We start from the raw sequence: 17,198 nt of genomic DNA on the forward strand, positions 1-17,198 counted from the left end.
TCTTGAACGCAACCAGTGCGGGCGGGTTCCCCTGGGTTCCAGTGGCGCAACAGACCTGCTAGGAGCGCGGGCATGATTTCGTCCAAGCAGGCCAAGATCGAAGGCCTCGCCTACTTCCTGGCTTTCGTCGCCTGCATCCCGCTCGCCAACTGGATGATCGGGCATGTCGGAACCGTCTGCGTGCCGCAGGGTCCGTGCCTGGTGCCGGTCTGGCCGTGGGGCCCAGGGGCCAAGCCGCTGATGGCGCCGTCGGGCGTGCTGATGATCGGCCTGGCGCTGGTCCTTCGTGATCTCGTGCAGCGGCGCCTGGGTCGCGGCGTCACCCTGGGGGCCATCGTGGCCGGCGCGGCCCTGTCGGGCGCCGTCGCGCCGCCTCAGCTTCTCGTCGCCTCGACCGCCGCCTTCCTGCTCTCCGAACTCGCCGACTTCGCCGTCTACACGCCGCTGCAGTCGCGCGGCCTGGTCCTGGCGGTGCTGGCCAGCAGCGTCGTCGGGCTGGTGGCCGACAGCGTCCTGTTCCTGTGGCTGGCCTTCGGCAGCCTCGACTATGTGGCCGGGCAGATCATGGGCAAGCTCTGGATGGTGCTGCTGGCCCTGCCCTTCATTCACTGGATCCGCAAACGCGAGTTGTCGACATGAGCCTTTCCCTTCTCCCCGTGGACGACAATGTGTCCGTGTCGGGCCAACTCACGCCAGCCGACATGAAGGAGATCGCCGGCGCGGGCTTCACCGCCGTGGTGAACAACCGGCCCGACGGCGAGGCCTTGTACGGCCAGCCAAGGACCGCCGACCTGCGGGCGGCCGCCGAGGCAGCCGGACTGCAATTCCTCGACCTGCCCTTCTCCGGTCCGCGCGCGACGCCCGACCAGGTGCGCGCCCTCGCCGATCTGCTGGCGGGCGGCGACGGCCGGGTCGTCGCCTTCTGCAAGAGCGGCATGCGCTCGGCGCTTCTCTGGGGCGCCGCGTCGCTGGCCAATGGCCGCTCCCTCGAAGAGGTGCTTCAGGGCGCCCGCAAGGCCGGACAGGAGTTGAGCGGCGCGGCCGACCTGATGACCGGTCTCGCGCAAGCGGCGCGAAGCTGACATGTGAACGGCGGCCAAAGCCGCCGGCCGAAAGACTTGGCTTGCACCGGACGCGCTGCCGCTTCTTAATCGCGCGTCCTGAAGAGATCCGTTGGGGGAATGTTCACATGATGAAGTCGATTCTGGCCGTGTCCGAGGGCGGTCCCGATGCCGCGATGTCGTTCCGGCTCGCCGCCCGGGTCGCCTCGATCTTCGACGCCAGCGTGGACGCGCTGCACCTCCCGGTCGGTCCGGCCGGCGGCGCCGTCGGCGGTCTCGCCATGAGCGGCGAGGCGATGCCCCTGATCATGAACCTCGATGACGACCGGCTCGAGGAGCGCAGCAAGGCGTCCGAGAGCGCGTACAAGGAAGTGCTCGGTGGTCTGGCGGGCTCGACCTATACCGCCGCCGAGACCGCGACGCTCGACACGCTGGTCGCGATGGGCCGCTGCTCGGACCTGGTGGTGCTCGGCCGTCCCGGCTCCGATCCCGAGAACGTGGCGCCCGCCACCGTCGAGGCCGCCATCCATGAATGCGCCCGCGCCGTCATGATCGCGCCGCCGAACGCCGGCAGCGGCGGCTTCGGCTCGATCGTCGTGGCATGGAACGGCAGCTTCCAGGCCGCCCGCGCCGTCGAATACTCCCTGCCGTTCCTCGCGAAGGCCAACAGCGTGACGCTGCTGGTCGTCGGCTCGAAGGCCGACGATGTCGGCGCCTCGTACCTCGCGCGCAACCTCGGCCGCCACGGCATCAAGACCGTCATCGACGCGATCGATCCCGGCGCTGTGTCGGGCCGTGCACGCGGCCGCGCCCTGCTCGACTACACGCACGGCAAGGGCGCCGACCTGCTGGTGATGGGCGCCTACGGCCGCGGCCAGGTGCTGAGCTTCCTCGGCCTCGGCGGCGCGACCGGCAAGGTCATCTCATCCTGCCGCGTGCCGCTGTTGATGGCTCACTAGGCCGAGCAAAGCTCGGCCGCAGGCGAAAGTCCTTACGGGCAGGCGCCCGCGCCCTGGGCCACGACCTGCGGGTCGGTGCACGCGGTGCAGGCGTTGCTGTAGGTCTTGCGTGAGCCGTCGCGCAACTGCCCGCAGGCGGGCCGATAATCCTTGGTGCACATCTGCGGCCGCGGATCGGCGCACTGTCCGCCGGCGACCGGCATCGATTCCGGTGCGAGTTCGGCGCGGACGAAGCGGAACATGAACGGTTGCGTGCGGTAGTCGCTCAGCGTGCCGAACATCGCGATCTTCGTGCCCACCGACGGCGGCGGGTTCAGCGGACGCGACGTCGTGACCTCGATGTCGACGAGATTGCCGGCCTGCGCCTCGTCGGTGATCGCGCCTTCGATGCGCTCGGGCGTGACCGAGATCACCTTGAACATGAGCTTGAGCCGCGAGGCGGCCTGCCTCTCGCCGATCGCCTTCCACACCGCCTCGGCCGCGCGCTTGTTGGCCGGGCTGACATCGCGGTGACGCAACACGAGAACCCACTGTGCCGGGGTGAGTTTGTTGACCTCGTTGTCCTCCAGCACCTGCAGCGCCTGTTCCGGCGGCGTCATGGCGCGCGGGATCGATCTCTTGAAGTTGGCCGGCGGCGCGGTTTCGTTCGCCACCCGCGTCACGATCGCGTCCCATCCCTCCTCGCTGCCGCGATAGACGCGATAGCGCGAGCGAACATAGCGGTCGATGTCCTGCGCGGCCGAATCGTTCTTCGCCGCCTTCGCGATGGCGATCGCGCGGGCGCCGTACCAGAAGCCCAGCGCATCGACCGGCGAGCCTTCGAGCTGCACGACGGCGTACTGATAGACATCCTGAAGATTGGTGGGGTCGGCCGCGACCGCCTCGCGATAGAATACGCGCGCCTTGTCGTAGTCCTTCTCCTGCAACGCCGCGAAGCCCAGCACGCCGTTGAAGATGCCGGCGAGCTGCTCCTTCACCTTCGCGAAGCCCTCGTCGTCGAGCAGCGCCGGCTTCTGCCACTTTGGCATCACGGCGAGGCCGCGCTGCGAGGCCGTCACCGCGCCGGCGAGCGCCGCGGCCTCGCCTCCGGAGGCCTTGAGGCGTCCCACATAGGCCCGGTTGGCAAGCGCGCGCACATTGTCGGGATCGACCTGCAGCAGGCGGGCGACCAGCACGTCGGCCTTGGCCGGCTGGTTGGCGGCCTGCCACGCCGAGATCGCCTGTTCGTGCGCCTCGAACCGCAGGATGCTGCCGGGATACCACGCGATGAACACTTCCATCGCCTGCGCCTTGCGCGCGGGATCCTTCGTGTTCAGTGCCGCCATGTAGCTGTCGTACTCGGCGGGATTGGCGAAGCTGCTGCGCTGCGCCGAGCCTGGCGCCTGGGCAGGGGCCGCCTGGCCCGGACCCTGCGCCGGAGCCTGAACCGTAGGCTGCGTCTGAGCCGAGGCGTGCAATGGCGCGACGGCGCACACCGCCGCGAAAACGAGAGCCATCCATCGCAACGCCTGCATCCCCGACTCCTCTCCGATCACACGCTGTCTTGCAAGGCCCAATCGGCCTGAATTGCCGTGACCATCCAGGGGAATTGAGGCACTCTTCCGGCGCTAGATTTAAGCGGGGAAAATGACGATGAGAAACCGGCGTTCGACGGCATCGATGCTCGTCGCTGCGGCGCTTTGGGTCGCCTGCGGCATGACACCGGCGCTCGCCCAGCAAGGCGGTCCGCCGCCGGCCGTCCTCGTCCAGCCCGCCGAGATGAAGCCGATCGCCGACCAGGCCGAGTTCATCGGCCGCGCCGCCGCCGTCGACAAGGTCGAGCTGCGCGCCCGGGTGAAGGGCTTCCTCGGGCCCCGCAAGTTCGCCGACGGCGACCAGGTCAAGAAGGACCAGATCGTCTTCACCATCGAGCCCGAGACCTACCAGGCGGCGGTCGACCAGAAGAAGGCCCAGCGGGATGCCTCGCTGGCGGCGCTGGCAAACGCCGAGATGCAGCTCAAGCGCGCCGCCGAGCTGCTGCGCACCAACACCGGCACCCAGGTCACCTACGACCAGCGCCTGTCCGAGCAGCTCCAGGCCAAGGCCCAGGTCGAGGACGCCAGCGCCCAGCTCCGCGATGCCGAACTGCAGCTGTCCTACACCGAGATCAAGTCGCCGATCGACGGCCGCATCGGCCGTGCCGCCTTCTCGCCGGGCAACCTCGTCAGCCCCGATTCGGGCGTGCTGGCAACCGTCGTCAGCGAGCATCCGATCCGTGTGCTCTTCCCCGTGACGCAGCGTGAGCTGCTCGACGCCCGCCGCGAGCAGGCCGCCGATCCGAACGGCATCGTCGTGCGCATCCGGCTGGCCGACGGCTCGATCTACAAGGAAAAGGGCAAGATCGACTTCATCGACAACACGGTCGACGCCAAGACCGACGGCCAGATCGTGCGCGCCACCTTCCCCAACACGGGCGGCGTGTTGACCGACGGCCAGACCCTGCGCGTCATCATCGAGGGCGAGACGGTGCCGACGGCGGTCGCCGTGCCGCAGGCCGCCATCGCCCAGGACCAGACCGGCGCCTATCTGTTCGTCGTCAACGACAAGAACGTGGTCGAGCAGAAGAGGGTCAGGACCGGTGTGTCGCGAGACGGCATGGTCGCCATCACCTCGGGCCTCCAAGCTGGCGAAAGGGTCATCGTCCAGGGCCAGCAGCGCGTGCGGCCGGGCATGACGGTCAATCCCACCGTGGCGCCGCCCGCAGCCTCGACGCAGAAGCAGTAAGTCATGACGATCTCGTCGTTGTTCATCCGCCGGCCGCGGCTGGCGTTTGTCATCTCCACCGTCATCACCATCGCCGGCATCATCGCCATGACGGCGCTGCCGGTGGCGCAGTTCCCCGACATCGTACCGCCGCAGGTCCGCGTCACCGCGACCTATCCCGGCGCCTCGGCCCAGGCGGTCGAGGAAAGCGTGGCGCAGGTCATCGAGGCGCAGGTGAACGGCGTCGAGCGCATGATCTACATGAAGTCGACGTCGGGCGGCGACGGCAGCTACGCGCTCAGCGTCAGCTTCGAGGTCGGCTCCGACCCCGACCTCAACACCGTCAACGTCAACAACCGGGTCAACCAGGCCATCGCGCTCCTGCCGCCCGAGGTCCAGCGGCTCGGCGTCACCACCAAGAAGCAGTCCTCGGCGCTGCTGCAGGTGGTGGCCGTCTATTCGCCGAACGGTTCGCGCGACGCGCTGTTCCTGTCGAACTTCGCGACCATCACCCTGCTCGACACGCTGCGGCGCGTTCCGGGCGTCGGCGAGGCCACGCTGTTCGGCGCGCTCGACTACTCGATGCGCATCTGGCTGAACCTCGAGCGCATGGCGAGCCTCGACATCACCCCCAACGAGGTGGTGCAGGCGGTGCAAAGCCAGAACGTGCAGGCCGCCGTCGGCCTGGTGGGCGCGGCGCCATTGCTCGACGATGTCAGCTTCCAGCTCAACATCACCACCCAGGGCCGCCTCGTTACGGTCGAGGAGTTCGAGAACATCGTGGTGCGCGCCAAGTCCGACGGCGCGCTGGTGCGGGTCAAGGACATCGCCCGTGTCGAGCTCGGCGCCAAAACCAGCGACCAGCTCGGCCGCTACAACGGCCAGGCCGCGGCCGGTATCCAGATCTACCAGCTCCCCGGCGCCAATGCCCTGGCCACGGCCAAGGGCGTGCGCGACGCGATCAAGGCGCTGGAGCCGCGCTTCCCCGAGGATGTCGCCTACAACGTCATGTACGACACGACCGTGTTCGTGCAGGCCACGATCAAAAGCGTGATCTCCACGCTGATCGAGGCCTTCGTCCTCGTGGCGATCGTGGTCTTCATCTTCCTCGGCAACCTGCGCGCCACGCTGATTCCCATCATCGCCGTGCCGGTCGCGCTGATCGGCACCTTCGCCGTCATGCTGGCGCTGGGCTACTCGGCCAACACCATCTCGCTGCTGGCGCTGGTGCTGGCCATCGGCATCGTGGTCGACGACGCCATCGTCGTGGTCGAGGCGGTCGAACACATCCTGGAACACGAGCCCGAGCTCACGGTCCCCCAGGCGACCGAGAAGGCCATGGGCCAGGTCACCGGACCGATCATCGCCATCACGCTGGTGCTGCTGTCGGTATTCATCCCGACAGCCTTCATCCCCGGCATCTCCGGCCAGCTCTACGCGCAGTTCGCCGTGGCCGTGTCGGTCTCGATGATCATCTCCGCGATCAACGCGCTCACGCTGTCGCCGGCGCTCTGCTCGCTGATCCTGAAGCATCGCAAGAAGCCGACCGGCGTCATGGGCTGGATGCAAAGCCGCATCGACAAGACTCGCGACGGCTACACCAAGGTCGTGACGCCGATGGCGCGGCGCGGGATCGTGGCGCTCCTGCTGGTCGTGGGCTTCGCTGCCGCGACCGGCGGCATCGGCTCCATGGTGCCCTCGGGCTTCTTGCCCGACGAGGACCAGGGCGCCTTCATGGCCGAGGTGCAGCTCCCCGACGCGGCTTCGACCAACCGCACGCTGGCGGCCGTCGAGGAGGTCGAGAAGACCATCGCGAACCGGCCGTGGAAGCAGAGCGTCTTCACCGTCTCGGGCTACAGCCTGATCGACGGCCTGGCGCTGCCCAACCGTGCGCTGGTCGTGGTCGAGCTGAAGCCGTTCGACCAGAGGAAAGACCCCTCTCTCTCGGTGTTCAATGCACTGAAGGAGCTGAACGCCGCGTTCAGCCAGATCGCGTCCGCCAACGTCTTTGCCTTCAACCTGCCGCCCATCATGGGGCTGGGCAATTCGTCGGGCTTCGAGTTCGTGGTTCAGTCGCTCGCCGGCGCCGCGCCGGCCGACCTCGCCGCCGTGGCACGCGGCGTGATGATCTCGGCGCAGGAAGTGCCGGAGCTTGCCGGGGTCTACACCACCTACAGTGCCTCGACGCCGCAGATCAATCTCAAGCTCGACCGCGAGCGCGCCCAGGCACTGGGCATCTCGATCGCCGACATCTTCTCCGCCATGCAGACCGCGCTTGGCGGCGCCTATACCAACGACTTCAACCTGTTCGGCCGGACCTGGCAGGTGAAGGTGCAGGCCGAGGCCGCCGACCGCAGCAAGGTGAACGACGTGTTCCGCATACGCGTGCGTTCGGCGAGCGGCGAACTCGTGCCGCTGCAGGCAGTGGCGAACATCGAGATGGTCACCGCGCCCTCCTCGGTCGTCCGCTACAACAACCTGCGCTCCGTGGTGGTGAACGGGGCGCCCGCGCCGGGCTACTCCTCGGGCGACGCCATCGCCGCCATGGAAAAGCTCGCGACCCGCACCCTGCCTGCCGGCTACGGCTTCGAGTGGACGGGCACGGCGCTCCAGGAGAAGGCGGCCAGCGGCCAGACCGGGTTCATCCTGGGCCTCGCCGTCGTCTTCGCCTACCTCTTCCTGGTCGGCCTCTACGAGAGCACGGCGATCCCGGTCGCGGCCCTGCTGTCGGTCATCGTCGGCCTGTTCGGCGCGGTGACGGCGCTGTTCGTCTCCGGCCTCGACAACAACATCTTCGCCCAGATCGGCATCGTCGTGCTGATCGCGCTCGCGGCCAAGAACGCCATCCTGATCATCGAGTTCGCGATGGCCGAACGCGAGAAGGGAGCCGACATCGTGACCGCGGCCACGACGGCGGCCAACTTGCGGTTCCGGGCCGTCATGATGACGTCGTTCGCCTTCATCCTGGGTCTGGTGCCGCTGGTCATCTCCTCGGGTGCGGGTGCCGCCACCCAGCGCGCCGTCGGCACCGCGGTGTTCGGCGGCATGATCGCCGCGTCGTTCCTCGGCATCTTCGTGATCCCGGGCCTCTACGTCGCCTTGCAGCGCTTCCGCGAGACGGTGAAGGGCTGGATGGGCACCAAGCCGGCGGCGACGCCGGCTCCGGCCCCGCCCACGGCCAAGCCGGAGCACTGACCGGCGGGCCGCCCGGCGCGGCCGCTGGGGGAGATCTGGATCAGCGCCCGAGCCAGGGCGGGCGCGGCGCGGCGGAAGCCCTCTCAGGCTGGGCGGCAATCCCGTCCGTCTCGCCACACTCGGCGTCCGACAGGACGTGATGCGCCGCCGTCGCCTGCCGCCACGTATCCCAATCCGACGTCTCGCGACCGTTCACCGAATGAAGGTCGCGCACGACGTTCACCCGCACGAACCACAGACCGCTCGCCTGCTGGCCGTGCCCGAAGCTCTCGGGGTCGGCCTCGCCCGACCGGCAGCGCCGCCAGGCCTCGCCGGCGGTGACGAACATGTCGTCCGGCAGATCGGCGAGATCGAACCCGATGCCGAGACGCGGCGCGATGACGGGATCGAGCTGGGCATCGGCGCGATGCCAGCGTCCTTCGCGCCAATACTCGCAGATCCAGTGGTCCTCCCACTCCCCGCTGAAATAGGCCGCGAACCCGCAGCGCACGCGCGCCGGCACGCCCTGCTGGCGCAGCATGCCGCAGAGCATCAACGCATAGTCGCGACAGGTGCCGACGGCGCGCCGGTCCGGCGGCCGCCCGGCCGTCAAGACGCCACCATCGAGATCGGCGATCTGGCGCAGCCGGTCGACGAGCGGCAAGGTCTCGCGTGACACGGTCCGCAACTGCGCCGCGTCGACCCCGTAGGCCGCGATCCAATCCGAATGGAGGAGCACGCCCTGCACGATGCGGCAGAGCGCGCCGACATCGGCGGGCAATCGGTCGAAACCGAGCGGCCCGCGGCCGGGCTCCGACATCGGCCCGTGCTGCCGCCAGCGCTCGGGATTCTCCATGGTCGTCATCCGACCATGGTAGCAGGTTCGGCCGGAAGCGGCGCTCAGGCGGCGGCTTTGACCAGGCGGTCGCTGCGGCACTTCATCAGCGGCTGGATGTGCTGGCCGAACTGGTCCATGCCGGCCAGGAAGTCGTCGAAGGTCAGCATGATGCCCTTGGTGCCGGGCACAGTGGCACATTCGTCGAGCATCTTCGCGATGCTCGCATAGGAGCCCACGAGGGTGCCCATGTTGAAGTTGATCGCGCCCTCGGGCGCGGAGATGCGCTTGGCCGTGCCGCCATCGTCCGCGTTGGGATCGGCGTCGGCCTGGCCCGACATCCACGCCATCGCGCCCATGTCGGCGCCCTCGTTGTAAAGCTTCCACTTGGCCATCGCCTTCTCGTCGGTCTCGTCGGCGATCACCATCATCAGCACGTAGTTGCCGACGTCGCGGCCGGTCTTGGCCGCGGCATCGACCATCAGCTGGTTGGTCGGCGCATGGGCGGTCGGCGTGTTCACGCCCTTGCCCAGGGTGAAGTTGTAGTTGCAGTAGGTCGCGCCGAATTCCATGCCGCGCGGGCTCTGGCCGGCGCTGACGATCTTGATCGGCGTCCCGGGGCGCGGGGAGAGCTTGCAGTCCGACATCTGGAAATACTTGCCCTTGAAATCGGACGTGCCGGTCTCCCAGAGCTCCTTCATCACCGTGACGAACTCGGTGCTGTAGTCGTAGCGGTAACCGAAATAGGCTTCGCCCGGCCACAGCCCCATCTGCTCGTATTCGTCCTTGGCCCAGCCCGACACGATGTTCACGCCGAACCGGCCGTGCGAGATCGAATCGATGGTCGAGGCCATGCGCGCGACGATGGCCGGCGGGATGGTGAGCACCGCGACCGAGGCATAGAGCCGGATGCGCTCCGTGACGGCGGCGAGGCCCGCCATCAGGGTGAAGGATTCGAGATTGTGGTCCCAGAACTCGCTCTCGCCGCCGAAGCCGCGCAGCTTGATCATCGACAGGGCAAAATCGAGCCCGTAGCCCTCGGCCTTCTGAACGATCTGCCGGTTGAGATCGAAGCTCGGCATATACTGCGGCGACGTGGTGGAGATCAGCCAGCCATTGTTTCCGATCGGAATGAACACACCGATGTCCATGGAGCCCTCCTCGACTATGGGCTCCCGGCAGCAAGCGGCATGCCAGCCTAGGCGTCGTTCACGAGTCTCCTGAGCCCGGAATCGTGCAGGGTCGTGTCCTGGCCCGGCGGGGCAATGCGTACGGCATCCTCCAGGGTCATGGTCTGGCACCATTCCTCGGCCGGCCGGGCACGGTCGCCGGAGCCGATCTGGTCGACGCCCCAGTAGAGTTCGAGATGGTGGCCGTCGGGATCGAGGAACTCGACCGAGACCTGGCAGCCGGCGCGGCGGCGGCCCTGGTAGACGATCTCCACGCCGTGCGCCTTCAGGTGATCGCGGGCACGGAACACCTCGTCGAGCGTGGCCAGCTCGAAGGCCAGGTGATGCAGCGTGCGCGCGCTCGCCTCGGTGGCAGGCGCGCCACCGACCAGCGCCAGGCAATGATGGTCGCCGTTGGAGCGCAGGAACACCATGCCGCCCGGCATCATGGAGCCGGGATAGACGTCGGAAATCCTGAAGCCCAGCACGTCGGTATAGAAGCGCCGCGACCGGTCGAGGTCGGCGACGTTCACCACCGCATGGCCGAGCTTCTGGACCTTGAACGGCAAACCCTGGGGCATGAACGGCTACCTTTCCGTGCGGGGCTCGGTCATCATGCGCCCAACGAATCGAAAGGGGAACGAGCGCATGGCGAAATCGCCCAACAAGCTGTCGGCGAGCGAAGCGGTCCTGCGCATGTCGCAGAAGCGCCTGAAGGCGCGCGATCTCGTCGAAGCCTGCCTCGACCGGATCGATCTGCGCGAGGGACAGGTGCACGCCTGGGAGGCGCTCGACGCCGACGGCGCCCGCAAGCGCGCCGACATGCTCGACAAGCGCGCCAGGCCCGTGGGGCCGCTGCACGGCATCCCGCTTGCCGTGAAGGACATCATCTCGACGAAGACCCTGCCGACCACCTGCGGCTCGCCGATCTACCGCGACCATGTCGCGGGCCGTGACGCCGCCTGCGTGACGCAGCTCGTGAACGCCGGCGCCATCGTGCTGGGCAAGTCGGTGACGACGGAATTCGCCGGCGCCCATGCCGGCAAGACGCACAACCCGCACAACCTGCGCCACACACCGGCCGGCTCCTCCTCGGGCTCGGCCGCCGCGGTCGCCGATACGATGGTTCCGATCGGATACGGCACGCAGACCTCGGGCTCGGTGATCCGTCCCGGCGCCTTCAACGGTATCGTTGCCTACAAGGGCACCTTCGGCTGGGCCGACACGACCGGCATCAAGACCTACGCGAAGAGCCTCGACACGCTGGGGTTCTTCACCCGCACGGCCAACGACCTGGCACTGATCCGCGCCGCCTACGGCCATGCCCCGGCCGATCCGCCCCTCCACGCGCCGCGCATCGGCTTGTGCCGCACCCTGTGGTGGGACCAGGCCGAGCCGTACAACAGGAAGAACATCGAGCTTGCCGCCCGAACCTTGCGGGCCGGCGGCGCCAAGGTGCGCGACTGGGAAATGCCAGAGAGCTGGGGGCCGCTCATCACCGCGCACAACCGGGTCATGACCAAGGAGGCGACCCACCATTATGGGCCGGAACGTGCCCGCTTCCCCCATCTCCTGTCGCCCAGCCTGACAGCGAGCCTCGAGGTGGGCGACAGCGTCACCTCAGCCCAGCTCGCCGATGCCAGGAAGCGCAAGCGCCGGGCGTTGGCCGATCTCACACAGGTGTGGGAACGCTTCGACTTCCTGCTCGCTCCTGCCGCCCGCGGCGAGGCACCGGCGGGTCTCGGCTACACCGGCGATCCGATCTTCAATCGCTTCTGGACCCTTTTGGGCACGCCCTGCATTGCCCTGCCCTTCAATGCCGGACCGTTCGGCCTGCCGCTGTCGGTGCAGTTGATCGCGCCGCTGCGGGACGACGACCAGCTCATTGCCTGGGCGCGCTGGGTGGAGGCCCGTCTCTCGTGAAGGTGAAATCGTGAAACTGGGCCTGATCGGTTACGGTGCGATCGGCAAGCATGTCGAAGCCGCTGGCCTCGAGAACATCGAACTGGTCTCCGTTCTGGTGCGCCGGCCGCGGCCGGAAGGCGTGCTGACGCACGAGCCCGACCGGTTCTTCGCCCACAAGTTCGACGCCGTGGCCGAATGCGCCGGACACGAGGCCGTCCGCGCGCATGGGCAGCGCGTGCTGGAGAACGGTGCGGATTTTCTTGTTACCTCCGTCGGCGCTTTTACGGACACGGCGCTGTTCGATCGCTTGCTGGCGGCCGCAAAAGCCAGCGGCAGGCGCCTGATCCTGCCCTCGGCCGGCATCGGCGCACTCGACATATTGAGCAGCGCCGCGGTCGGCGGGCTGGAGAGCGTCACTGTCACGGTGCGCAAGGACCCGTCGGCCTGGAAGGGCACGATCGCCGAGACGCTGGTCGATCTCGATGGTCTCACGGCGCCCCACACCGTGTTCGACGGGCCGGTGCGCGAGGGCGCGCGGCTCTACCCGCAGAACGTCAACATCTCGGCGGCGGCCGCCATTGCCGGAATCGGCCTCGACAGGACGCGCGTCGTCATCGTGGCCGATCCCACCCTCACCACGCACATCGTAGAGCTGGAAGCCAAGGGCACGTTCGGCCGCTTCACATTCCTGGAGGACGTGGCCGTCAGCGAGGAGAACCGCAAGACCGGCAAGCTGGTCGCCATGGCGATGGTGAAGTCGGTGCGCCAACTGGCCTCGACGTTGGTGGTTGCCGCGTAACGAGAAGCCACCTTCACAAGAGGGGGAGGAACCAAATGGAAGAGTTCGACTACGTCATCGTGGGTGCCGGCGCGGCGGGCTGCGTGCTGGCCAATCGCCTGTCGGCTTCGGGCAAGAACACGGTCGCGGTGATCGAGGCCGGCGGCAAGGACAACCATATCTGGATCAAGGTGCCGGCCGGCTTCAACAAGACGGTCTACAACGAGAATCTCAACTGGGGCTATGAGACCGCGCCCGGCCCGCACATCGACGGTCGGAAGATAAGGTTTCCGCGCGGCAAGGTGCTGGGCGGTTCGGGCTCGATCAACGGCCATCTCTATGTGCGCGGCCAGTCGGCCGACTACGACACCTGGGCGCAGCTCGGCTGCCGCGGCTGGTCGTGGGACGACCTGCTGCCCTACTTCAAGCGCGCCGAGAGCCGCGTCGGCGGCAGCGACGAGACGCGCGGCCGTTCCGGTCCGCTGTTCATCGAGGACCAGCGCGACCCGCACGTGCTGAGCGACGCCTTCATGGATGCCAACGAAGCGCTCGGGCTCAAGCGCTCGCCCGACTACAACAGCGGCGACCAGGAAGGCACGCTGCTCTACCAGAACATGATGAAGGGCGGCCGGCGCTGGAGCCCGGTCGACGCCTATCTGCGCCCCGCGATGGGCCGCGCGAACCTCAAGGTCATCACCCACGCACTGGTCGAGCGCATCGATCTCGAGGGCAGGAAGGCCGTCGGCATCACCTATCGCCAGGACGGCCAATCGAAGTCGGTCCGTGCCCGCCGCGACGTGATCCTGAGCGGCGGCGCCATCAACACGCCGCAGCTGCTGCAGATCTCCGGCATCGGCAACGCCGACGACCTGCACGAGATCGGCGTGGCGGTGAAGCATGCTTTGCCGGGCGTCGGCCGCAACTTCCGCGACCACTATGCCGTGCGCGTCTCGGCGCTCGTGAAGGGCGCGGGCTCGCTGAACGAGAAGAGCCGCGGCCTGCCGCTGGTAGCTGAGGTGCTGCGCTATGCCTTCACGCGCAAGGGCCTGCTGACCGCCGCACCCAGCCATGCCGGCGGCTACTTCAAGACGCGGCCAGGCCTCGCCACGCCCGACATGCAGCTCTACTTCGCACCGGCCAGTTACATGCCCGGCCGCTACGGCACCTCGGAACTGGATCGCGTGCCCGGCATGACGCTGGGCGTCTCGCAGCTCCGGCCCGAGAGCACCGGCCACGTCAAGGCGACCACCGCCGATCCCACGGCCAAGCCCGAGATCCAGCCCAACTATCTCGCCGTCCAGCATGACCGCGACGCGCTACTGGCGGCGATGAAGTACCTGCGCAAGCTGCTCGCCACGCCGCCGCTCAGCAGCTTCGTGGTCGAGGAGAACCTGCCGGGACCGGCGGTGCAGACCGACGAGCAATGGATGGCGCACGCCCGCGCCACCGGCTCGACGACCTATCACCCGGTCGGCACCGCCAAGCTCGGCACCGACCCTATGGCCGTGGTCGATCCGCTCAGCATGCGCGTGATCGGCCTCGAAGGCCTGCGCGTCGCCGACGCGTCGTGCATGCCGACCATGGTGTCGGGCAACACCTACGCCGCGACCAACGCGATTGCGGAGAAGGCTAGCGATCTCATAGCCGCGAGTTAGTTCTTCACCGAAGTATTACAGAACGGGTGAGCAATTTGGGCATTCTCAGGCGTTCCGATACCGCCATCCCTCACTCTGACGATATGGTCGTAGGAGCCTGACTTCGAGAAGTCGAGCAATCCCTTACAGATTGGGCACTTCAACGCCGATTCTATTGCAGCACGAACAAATACCATCGACTTGGTGTCATCTGAAAAACTCTGACTAGTCTGCTTTGCATTCACGTCGATGATGCGGCCCTTGAGTCCAAGATGACTAATTAGCGCTTCCGCGGAGAGGGAGCGGCCGGCGTTAGCTTCGGTCACAAGAAAGTTAAACATGTCACGCATTTTGGGCACGCGCTGGAGCTTACCCATGTTCTGAAGCAGAATGCCCAGAAGGGACTTATTCTCCATCAAGAACTTCTCAATAGTTTCTCTTGCCGCCGAGAACTTCTTGAACCAATCGCTATCGTTGTTACGCACCTTGTCTGCGATTAAGGTGGAAATTCCAAGAAACAGGAAGCGACTGTGCTTTCCCCGCTCGTTGTAGAAATAAACGGCCGGATGAAGGCCCAAACTTCCCGGGGCATCACCTGTAATCCTGTTGGCGATATCAACGGACTTCTTCAGCACGTCAATTGTTGCATCACCCGACTCATCATCATCGTATTCAGAGATAGACTTGATTGTTGTTTGATTGCGAGTACCCGCAACCGTCAGGAACTCAATTAGGACCGACAGAGCATCTACAGGAGAAGCTGCCCCACCAAGCGGCAACTCCAATGTGCGCAACGGCGTCTGCGTTTCGGGCTTAAAAAGAATCTTATAGAGATCTGCCGCTACTTCTTCGATTTTCGACTGATTCTTGTCAGTGAAACCAGACCAATATTTGTGACCAGACCCTGCCCTTAATATTGCTCTTGCCCCAATTGCTATTGGCTTACGTCTATTCTTAATGAGCATTTCCTCGACTTCGTCGAGGGGCGTGCCTTGGCTGTTAATTTTAAAGAAGGACGTTTCTGCAACCGACTGAGAGCCAACAACCCACTGCAAATGCAGGGGTCGAGTGAACAGCGCCCCAGCACGACGGGCTTGGATCGGATTCTCTGCGGACTTACTTCCCACCAAGCTCTTGAGCGTCGAAAATCGGCCGATGGACTTTTCGACGAGCAACCGTGTGCGCTTCGCTATCCGCTTCTGCTCTTCGGGAATTTCACCATAGAACGCTCGGGAAATTGCTCCGTCGCCATAATCGTCTTCCATCCAGGCGCGTAGAGCGCTGAGACGATGAGCGCCATCAATAACAAAAATAAAGTTAGGTGACTTCCAGAGTATCAGAGAGGGAACAACCTCCTGATCCACAAAACTAGCAATTAATGAAACAACTTGCCCTGGCGACCAATGATTCGTCTCACGTTGAAAATCCGGCTTTCTTAGCTGGCGTCTTATGGGAGAATCTTCCGCAAGATTTGAAACAGGAAAGTCGCGGATCAGCTCAATGGTAAGCTCTTCATCCGCTTCCCGGCCAAAATCCTCGCGCGGGATCATCGCATCCAAGTTCACGCGTCTAGATGCCAAGGTAGCCCCCTCTTAAATTCAAGCCTTAAGCTTCGCTGCTCGAACAGACAGAAATACAACCCACACTGATAATTATGGCAAGCAGGATGCGTGGGAGCACTAATTGAAGACTCCTCATTACGAGGTCTCCTCATGTGGCTCGTCTTACACGTACCCCGGCCCCTCGATGACCGGATGGGCGATCAGGAACTTCTCGTCGATCTCGACACCGATGCCGGGCTTGTCGAGCGGGCGGACGTTTCCGTCCTTGCCGATCTCCCACGGCGCGCTGCCCAGCTCATCGCGAAACTTGTTGGCCACGGAGAGATCGGCCTCGAAGTAACCGCCATTGTCGATCGACGCCAGGAAGTGGATCGACACGGCATGGTTCAGGCCGGTCATCGAGCTGTGCGGATGGATCGGCAGCTTCCACATCGAGGCCGCCGCCGCGATGCGCTGAACCTCGGTGATGCCGCCGCTCTTGGACAGGTCGGGCTGCAGGATGGTAATGTTGCCGTCCTCGATGATGCGGTGGAACTCGAAGCGCGTGTAGTGGTTCTCGCCGGCGGCCAGCGGCGTCACGCCCCAGCCCTTGGCCATCGCGTAGGAGCGATGGTCGTGCGCCGGGAACGGTTCCTCCAGCCAGGAGATGCCCAGCTCATCCATCGCCGGCATCACGCGGCGCACATCTTCCACCGTGTAGCCCGTGTTGGCGTCGGTCAGCAGCACCATGTCGTCGCCGAAGCGCTTGCGCACCGCGGTCATGCGCGCGATGTCGTTCTTCACGCTGTCGCCCACGCGCAGCTTCAGCGCCTTGTAGCCCGCCGCGACCATCGGCCCGGCCTCGTCGGCCAGCGACTCCGGCGCCTGGTAGCCGAGCGAGATGCCGCCGGCATAGGCCGGCACCGGCCTGTTGGAACCACCCAGCAGCTTGTAGAGCGGCCAGCCCACAGCCTTGCCCTTGATGTCCCACAGCGCCTGGTCGAGGCCGCTCATGGCCATGGCGGTGGCGGCGCCCATGCCGTGGCTGCCGAGCTGGAACTTGTAGATCTTGGCCCAGATGCCGACCGTGTCGGTGGCATCCATGCCGACCACGAAGCCCTTCAGGGTCGTGTTGATCAGGTGGCCGATGCTGCCCGGCGAGCGCGCATGGTGGCTCTCGCCCCATCCCACGATCCCGTCCTCGGTCGTTACCTTGACCATCACGCAGTCGCGCTTGGTCATGGTGCCGATGCCGAGCGAAACCTGCAGCTCCTTGGGCACGCGATAGCTGGTCGGATAGGCCTTTACGTCGACGATTTTCATGAATTCTCCTTCCCTCCCCATTCAAATGGGGAGGTGGCGCCGTCATACGGCGACGGAGGGGTCATCTGCGGAGCGAC

General features: G+C 66.0%; 14 protein-coding genes. 8 read left to right on the forward strand and 6 right to left on the reverse strand.

Annotation, left to right across the window (positions count from 1 at the left end; all coding sequences use genetic code 11):
• The first annotated feature begins 72 nt into the window (after nucleotides 1–72).
• The 3 genes from KQ910_RS03110 (at nucleotide 73) to KQ910_RS03120 (ending at nucleotide 2,020) form a co-directional block, all read left to right on the forward strand.
• Complete coding sequence (locus KQ910_RS03110) at nucleotides 73–639, forward strand: VUT family protein (RefSeq protein WP_216957026.1); 567 nt, start codon at nucleotides 73–75, stop codon at nucleotides 637–639.
• Nucleotides 636–1,082, forward strand: a complete 447-nt coding sequence (locus KQ910_RS03115) for a protein tyrosine phosphatase family protein (RefSeq protein ID WP_216957027.1) — start codon at nucleotides 636–638, stop codon at nucleotides 1,080–1,082. Before KQ910_RS03110 ends, KQ910_RS03115 begins: the two co-directional genes overlap by 4 nt.
• A gap of 107 nt (nucleotides 1,083–1,189) precedes the next feature.
• The gene (locus KQ910_RS03120; RefSeq protein WP_216957028.1) at nucleotides 1,190–2,020 is read left to right on the forward strand and encodes a universal stress protein; all 831 of its coding nucleotides are present in this window, start codon (nucleotides 1,190–1,192) and stop codon (nucleotides 2,018–2,020) included.
• Between the two features lie 32 nt (nucleotides 2,021–2,052).
• On the opposite strand, the gene KQ910_RS03125 is transcribed toward KQ910_RS03120, so the two are convergent.
• The gene (locus KQ910_RS03125) at nucleotides 2,053–3,516 is read right to left on the reverse strand and encodes a hypothetical protein (protein WP_216957029.1); all 1,464 of its coding nucleotides are present in this window, start codon (nucleotides 3,514–3,516) and stop codon (nucleotides 2,053–2,055) included.
• Between the two features lie 136 nt (nucleotides 3,517–3,652).
• Here KQ910_RS03125 and KQ910_RS03130 point away from each other — a divergent pair, with 136 nt between their 5' ends.
• Together KQ910_RS03130 and KQ910_RS03135 are read left to right on the forward strand one after the other, a co-directional pair.
• On the forward strand, nucleotides 3,653–4,783 hold the full coding sequence (locus KQ910_RS03130) for an efflux RND transporter periplasmic adaptor subunit (RefSeq protein WP_216957030.1): 1,131 nt from the start codon (nucleotides 3,653–3,655) through the stop codon (nucleotides 4,781–4,783).
• A gap of 3 nt (nucleotides 4,784–4,786) precedes the next feature.
• Nucleotides 4,787–7,957 (forward strand): efflux RND transporter permease subunit, encoded by a 3,171-nt coding sequence (locus KQ910_RS03135; protein WP_216957031.1) that lies wholly within the window; start codon nucleotides 4,787–4,789, stop codon nucleotides 7,955–7,957.
• A gap of 40 nt (nucleotides 7,958–7,997) precedes the next feature.
• Here KQ910_RS03135 and KQ910_RS03140 read toward each other — a convergent pair whose 3' ends face one another.
• The 3 genes from KQ910_RS03140 to KQ910_RS03150 are packed head-to-tail and all read right to left on the reverse strand — an operon-like array spanning nucleotide 7,998 to nucleotide 10,521.
• On the reverse strand, nucleotides 7,998–8,792 hold the full coding sequence (locus KQ910_RS03140) for a transglutaminase domain-containing protein (protein ID WP_216957032.1): 795 nt from the start codon (nucleotides 8,790–8,792) through the stop codon (nucleotides 7,998–8,000).
• A 44-nt stretch (nucleotides 8,793–8,836) separates the two neighbouring features.
• Nucleotides 8,837–9,922 (reverse strand): pyrimidine utilization protein A, encoded by a 1,086-nt coding sequence (gene rutA, locus KQ910_RS03145; RefSeq protein ID WP_216957033.1) that lies wholly within the window; start codon nucleotides 9,920–9,922, stop codon nucleotides 8,837–8,839.
• Nucleotides 9,923–9,969: 47 nt separating this feature from the next.
• Complete coding sequence (locus tag KQ910_RS03150) at nucleotides 9,970–10,521, reverse strand: VOC family protein (RefSeq protein ID WP_216957034.1); 552 nt, start codon at nucleotides 10,519–10,521, stop codon at nucleotides 9,970–9,972.
• Between the two features lie 67 nt (nucleotides 10,522–10,588).
• On the opposite strand from KQ910_RS03150, the gene KQ910_RS03155 reads away from it, so the two are divergent.
• From KQ910_RS03155 to KQ910_RS03165, 3 genes are read left to right on the forward strand one after another with little or no spacing between them, the layout of a single operon-like run.
• Nucleotides 10,589–11,863, forward strand: a complete 1,275-nt coding sequence (locus KQ910_RS03155; RefSeq protein WP_216957035.1) for an amidase — start codon at nucleotides 10,589–10,591, stop codon at nucleotides 11,861–11,863.
• A gap of 10 nt (nucleotides 11,864–11,873) precedes the next feature.
• Nucleotides 11,874–12,644 (forward strand): aspartate dehydrogenase, encoded by a 771-nt coding sequence (locus KQ910_RS03160; RefSeq protein WP_216957036.1) that lies wholly within the window; start codon nucleotides 11,874–11,876, stop codon nucleotides 12,642–12,644.
• Nucleotides 12,645–12,679: 35 nt separating this feature from the next.
• On the forward strand, nucleotides 12,680–14,278 hold the full coding sequence (locus tag KQ910_RS03165; RefSeq protein WP_216957037.1) for a GMC family oxidoreductase: 1,599 nt from the start codon (nucleotides 12,680–12,682) through the stop codon (nucleotides 14,276–14,278).
• On the opposite strand, the gene KQ910_RS03170 is transcribed toward KQ910_RS03165, so the two are convergent.
• The gene (locus KQ910_RS03170) at nucleotides 14,275–15,807 is read right to left on the reverse strand and encodes a GmrSD restriction endonuclease domain-containing protein (protein WP_229600530.1); all 1,533 of its coding nucleotides are present in this window, start codon (nucleotides 15,805–15,807) and stop codon (nucleotides 14,275–14,277) included. The genes KQ910_RS03165 and KQ910_RS03170 overlap by 4 nt on opposite strands.
• Before the next feature lie 174 nt (nucleotides 15,808–15,981).
• Entirely contained in the window at nucleotides 15,982–17,121 is a 1,140-nt protein-coding gene (locus KQ910_RS03175) for a mandelate racemase/muconate lactonizing enzyme family protein (RefSeq protein WP_216957039.1), read from the reverse strand.
• Nucleotides 17,122–17,198: the final 77 nt, after the last annotated feature.

The sequence above is a fragment of the Reyranella humidisoli genome (genome assembly GCF_019039055.1).
GTDB classification, from domain to species: domain Bacteria; phylum Pseudomonadota; class Alphaproteobacteria; order Reyranellales; family Reyranellaceae; genus Reyranella; species Reyranella humidisoli.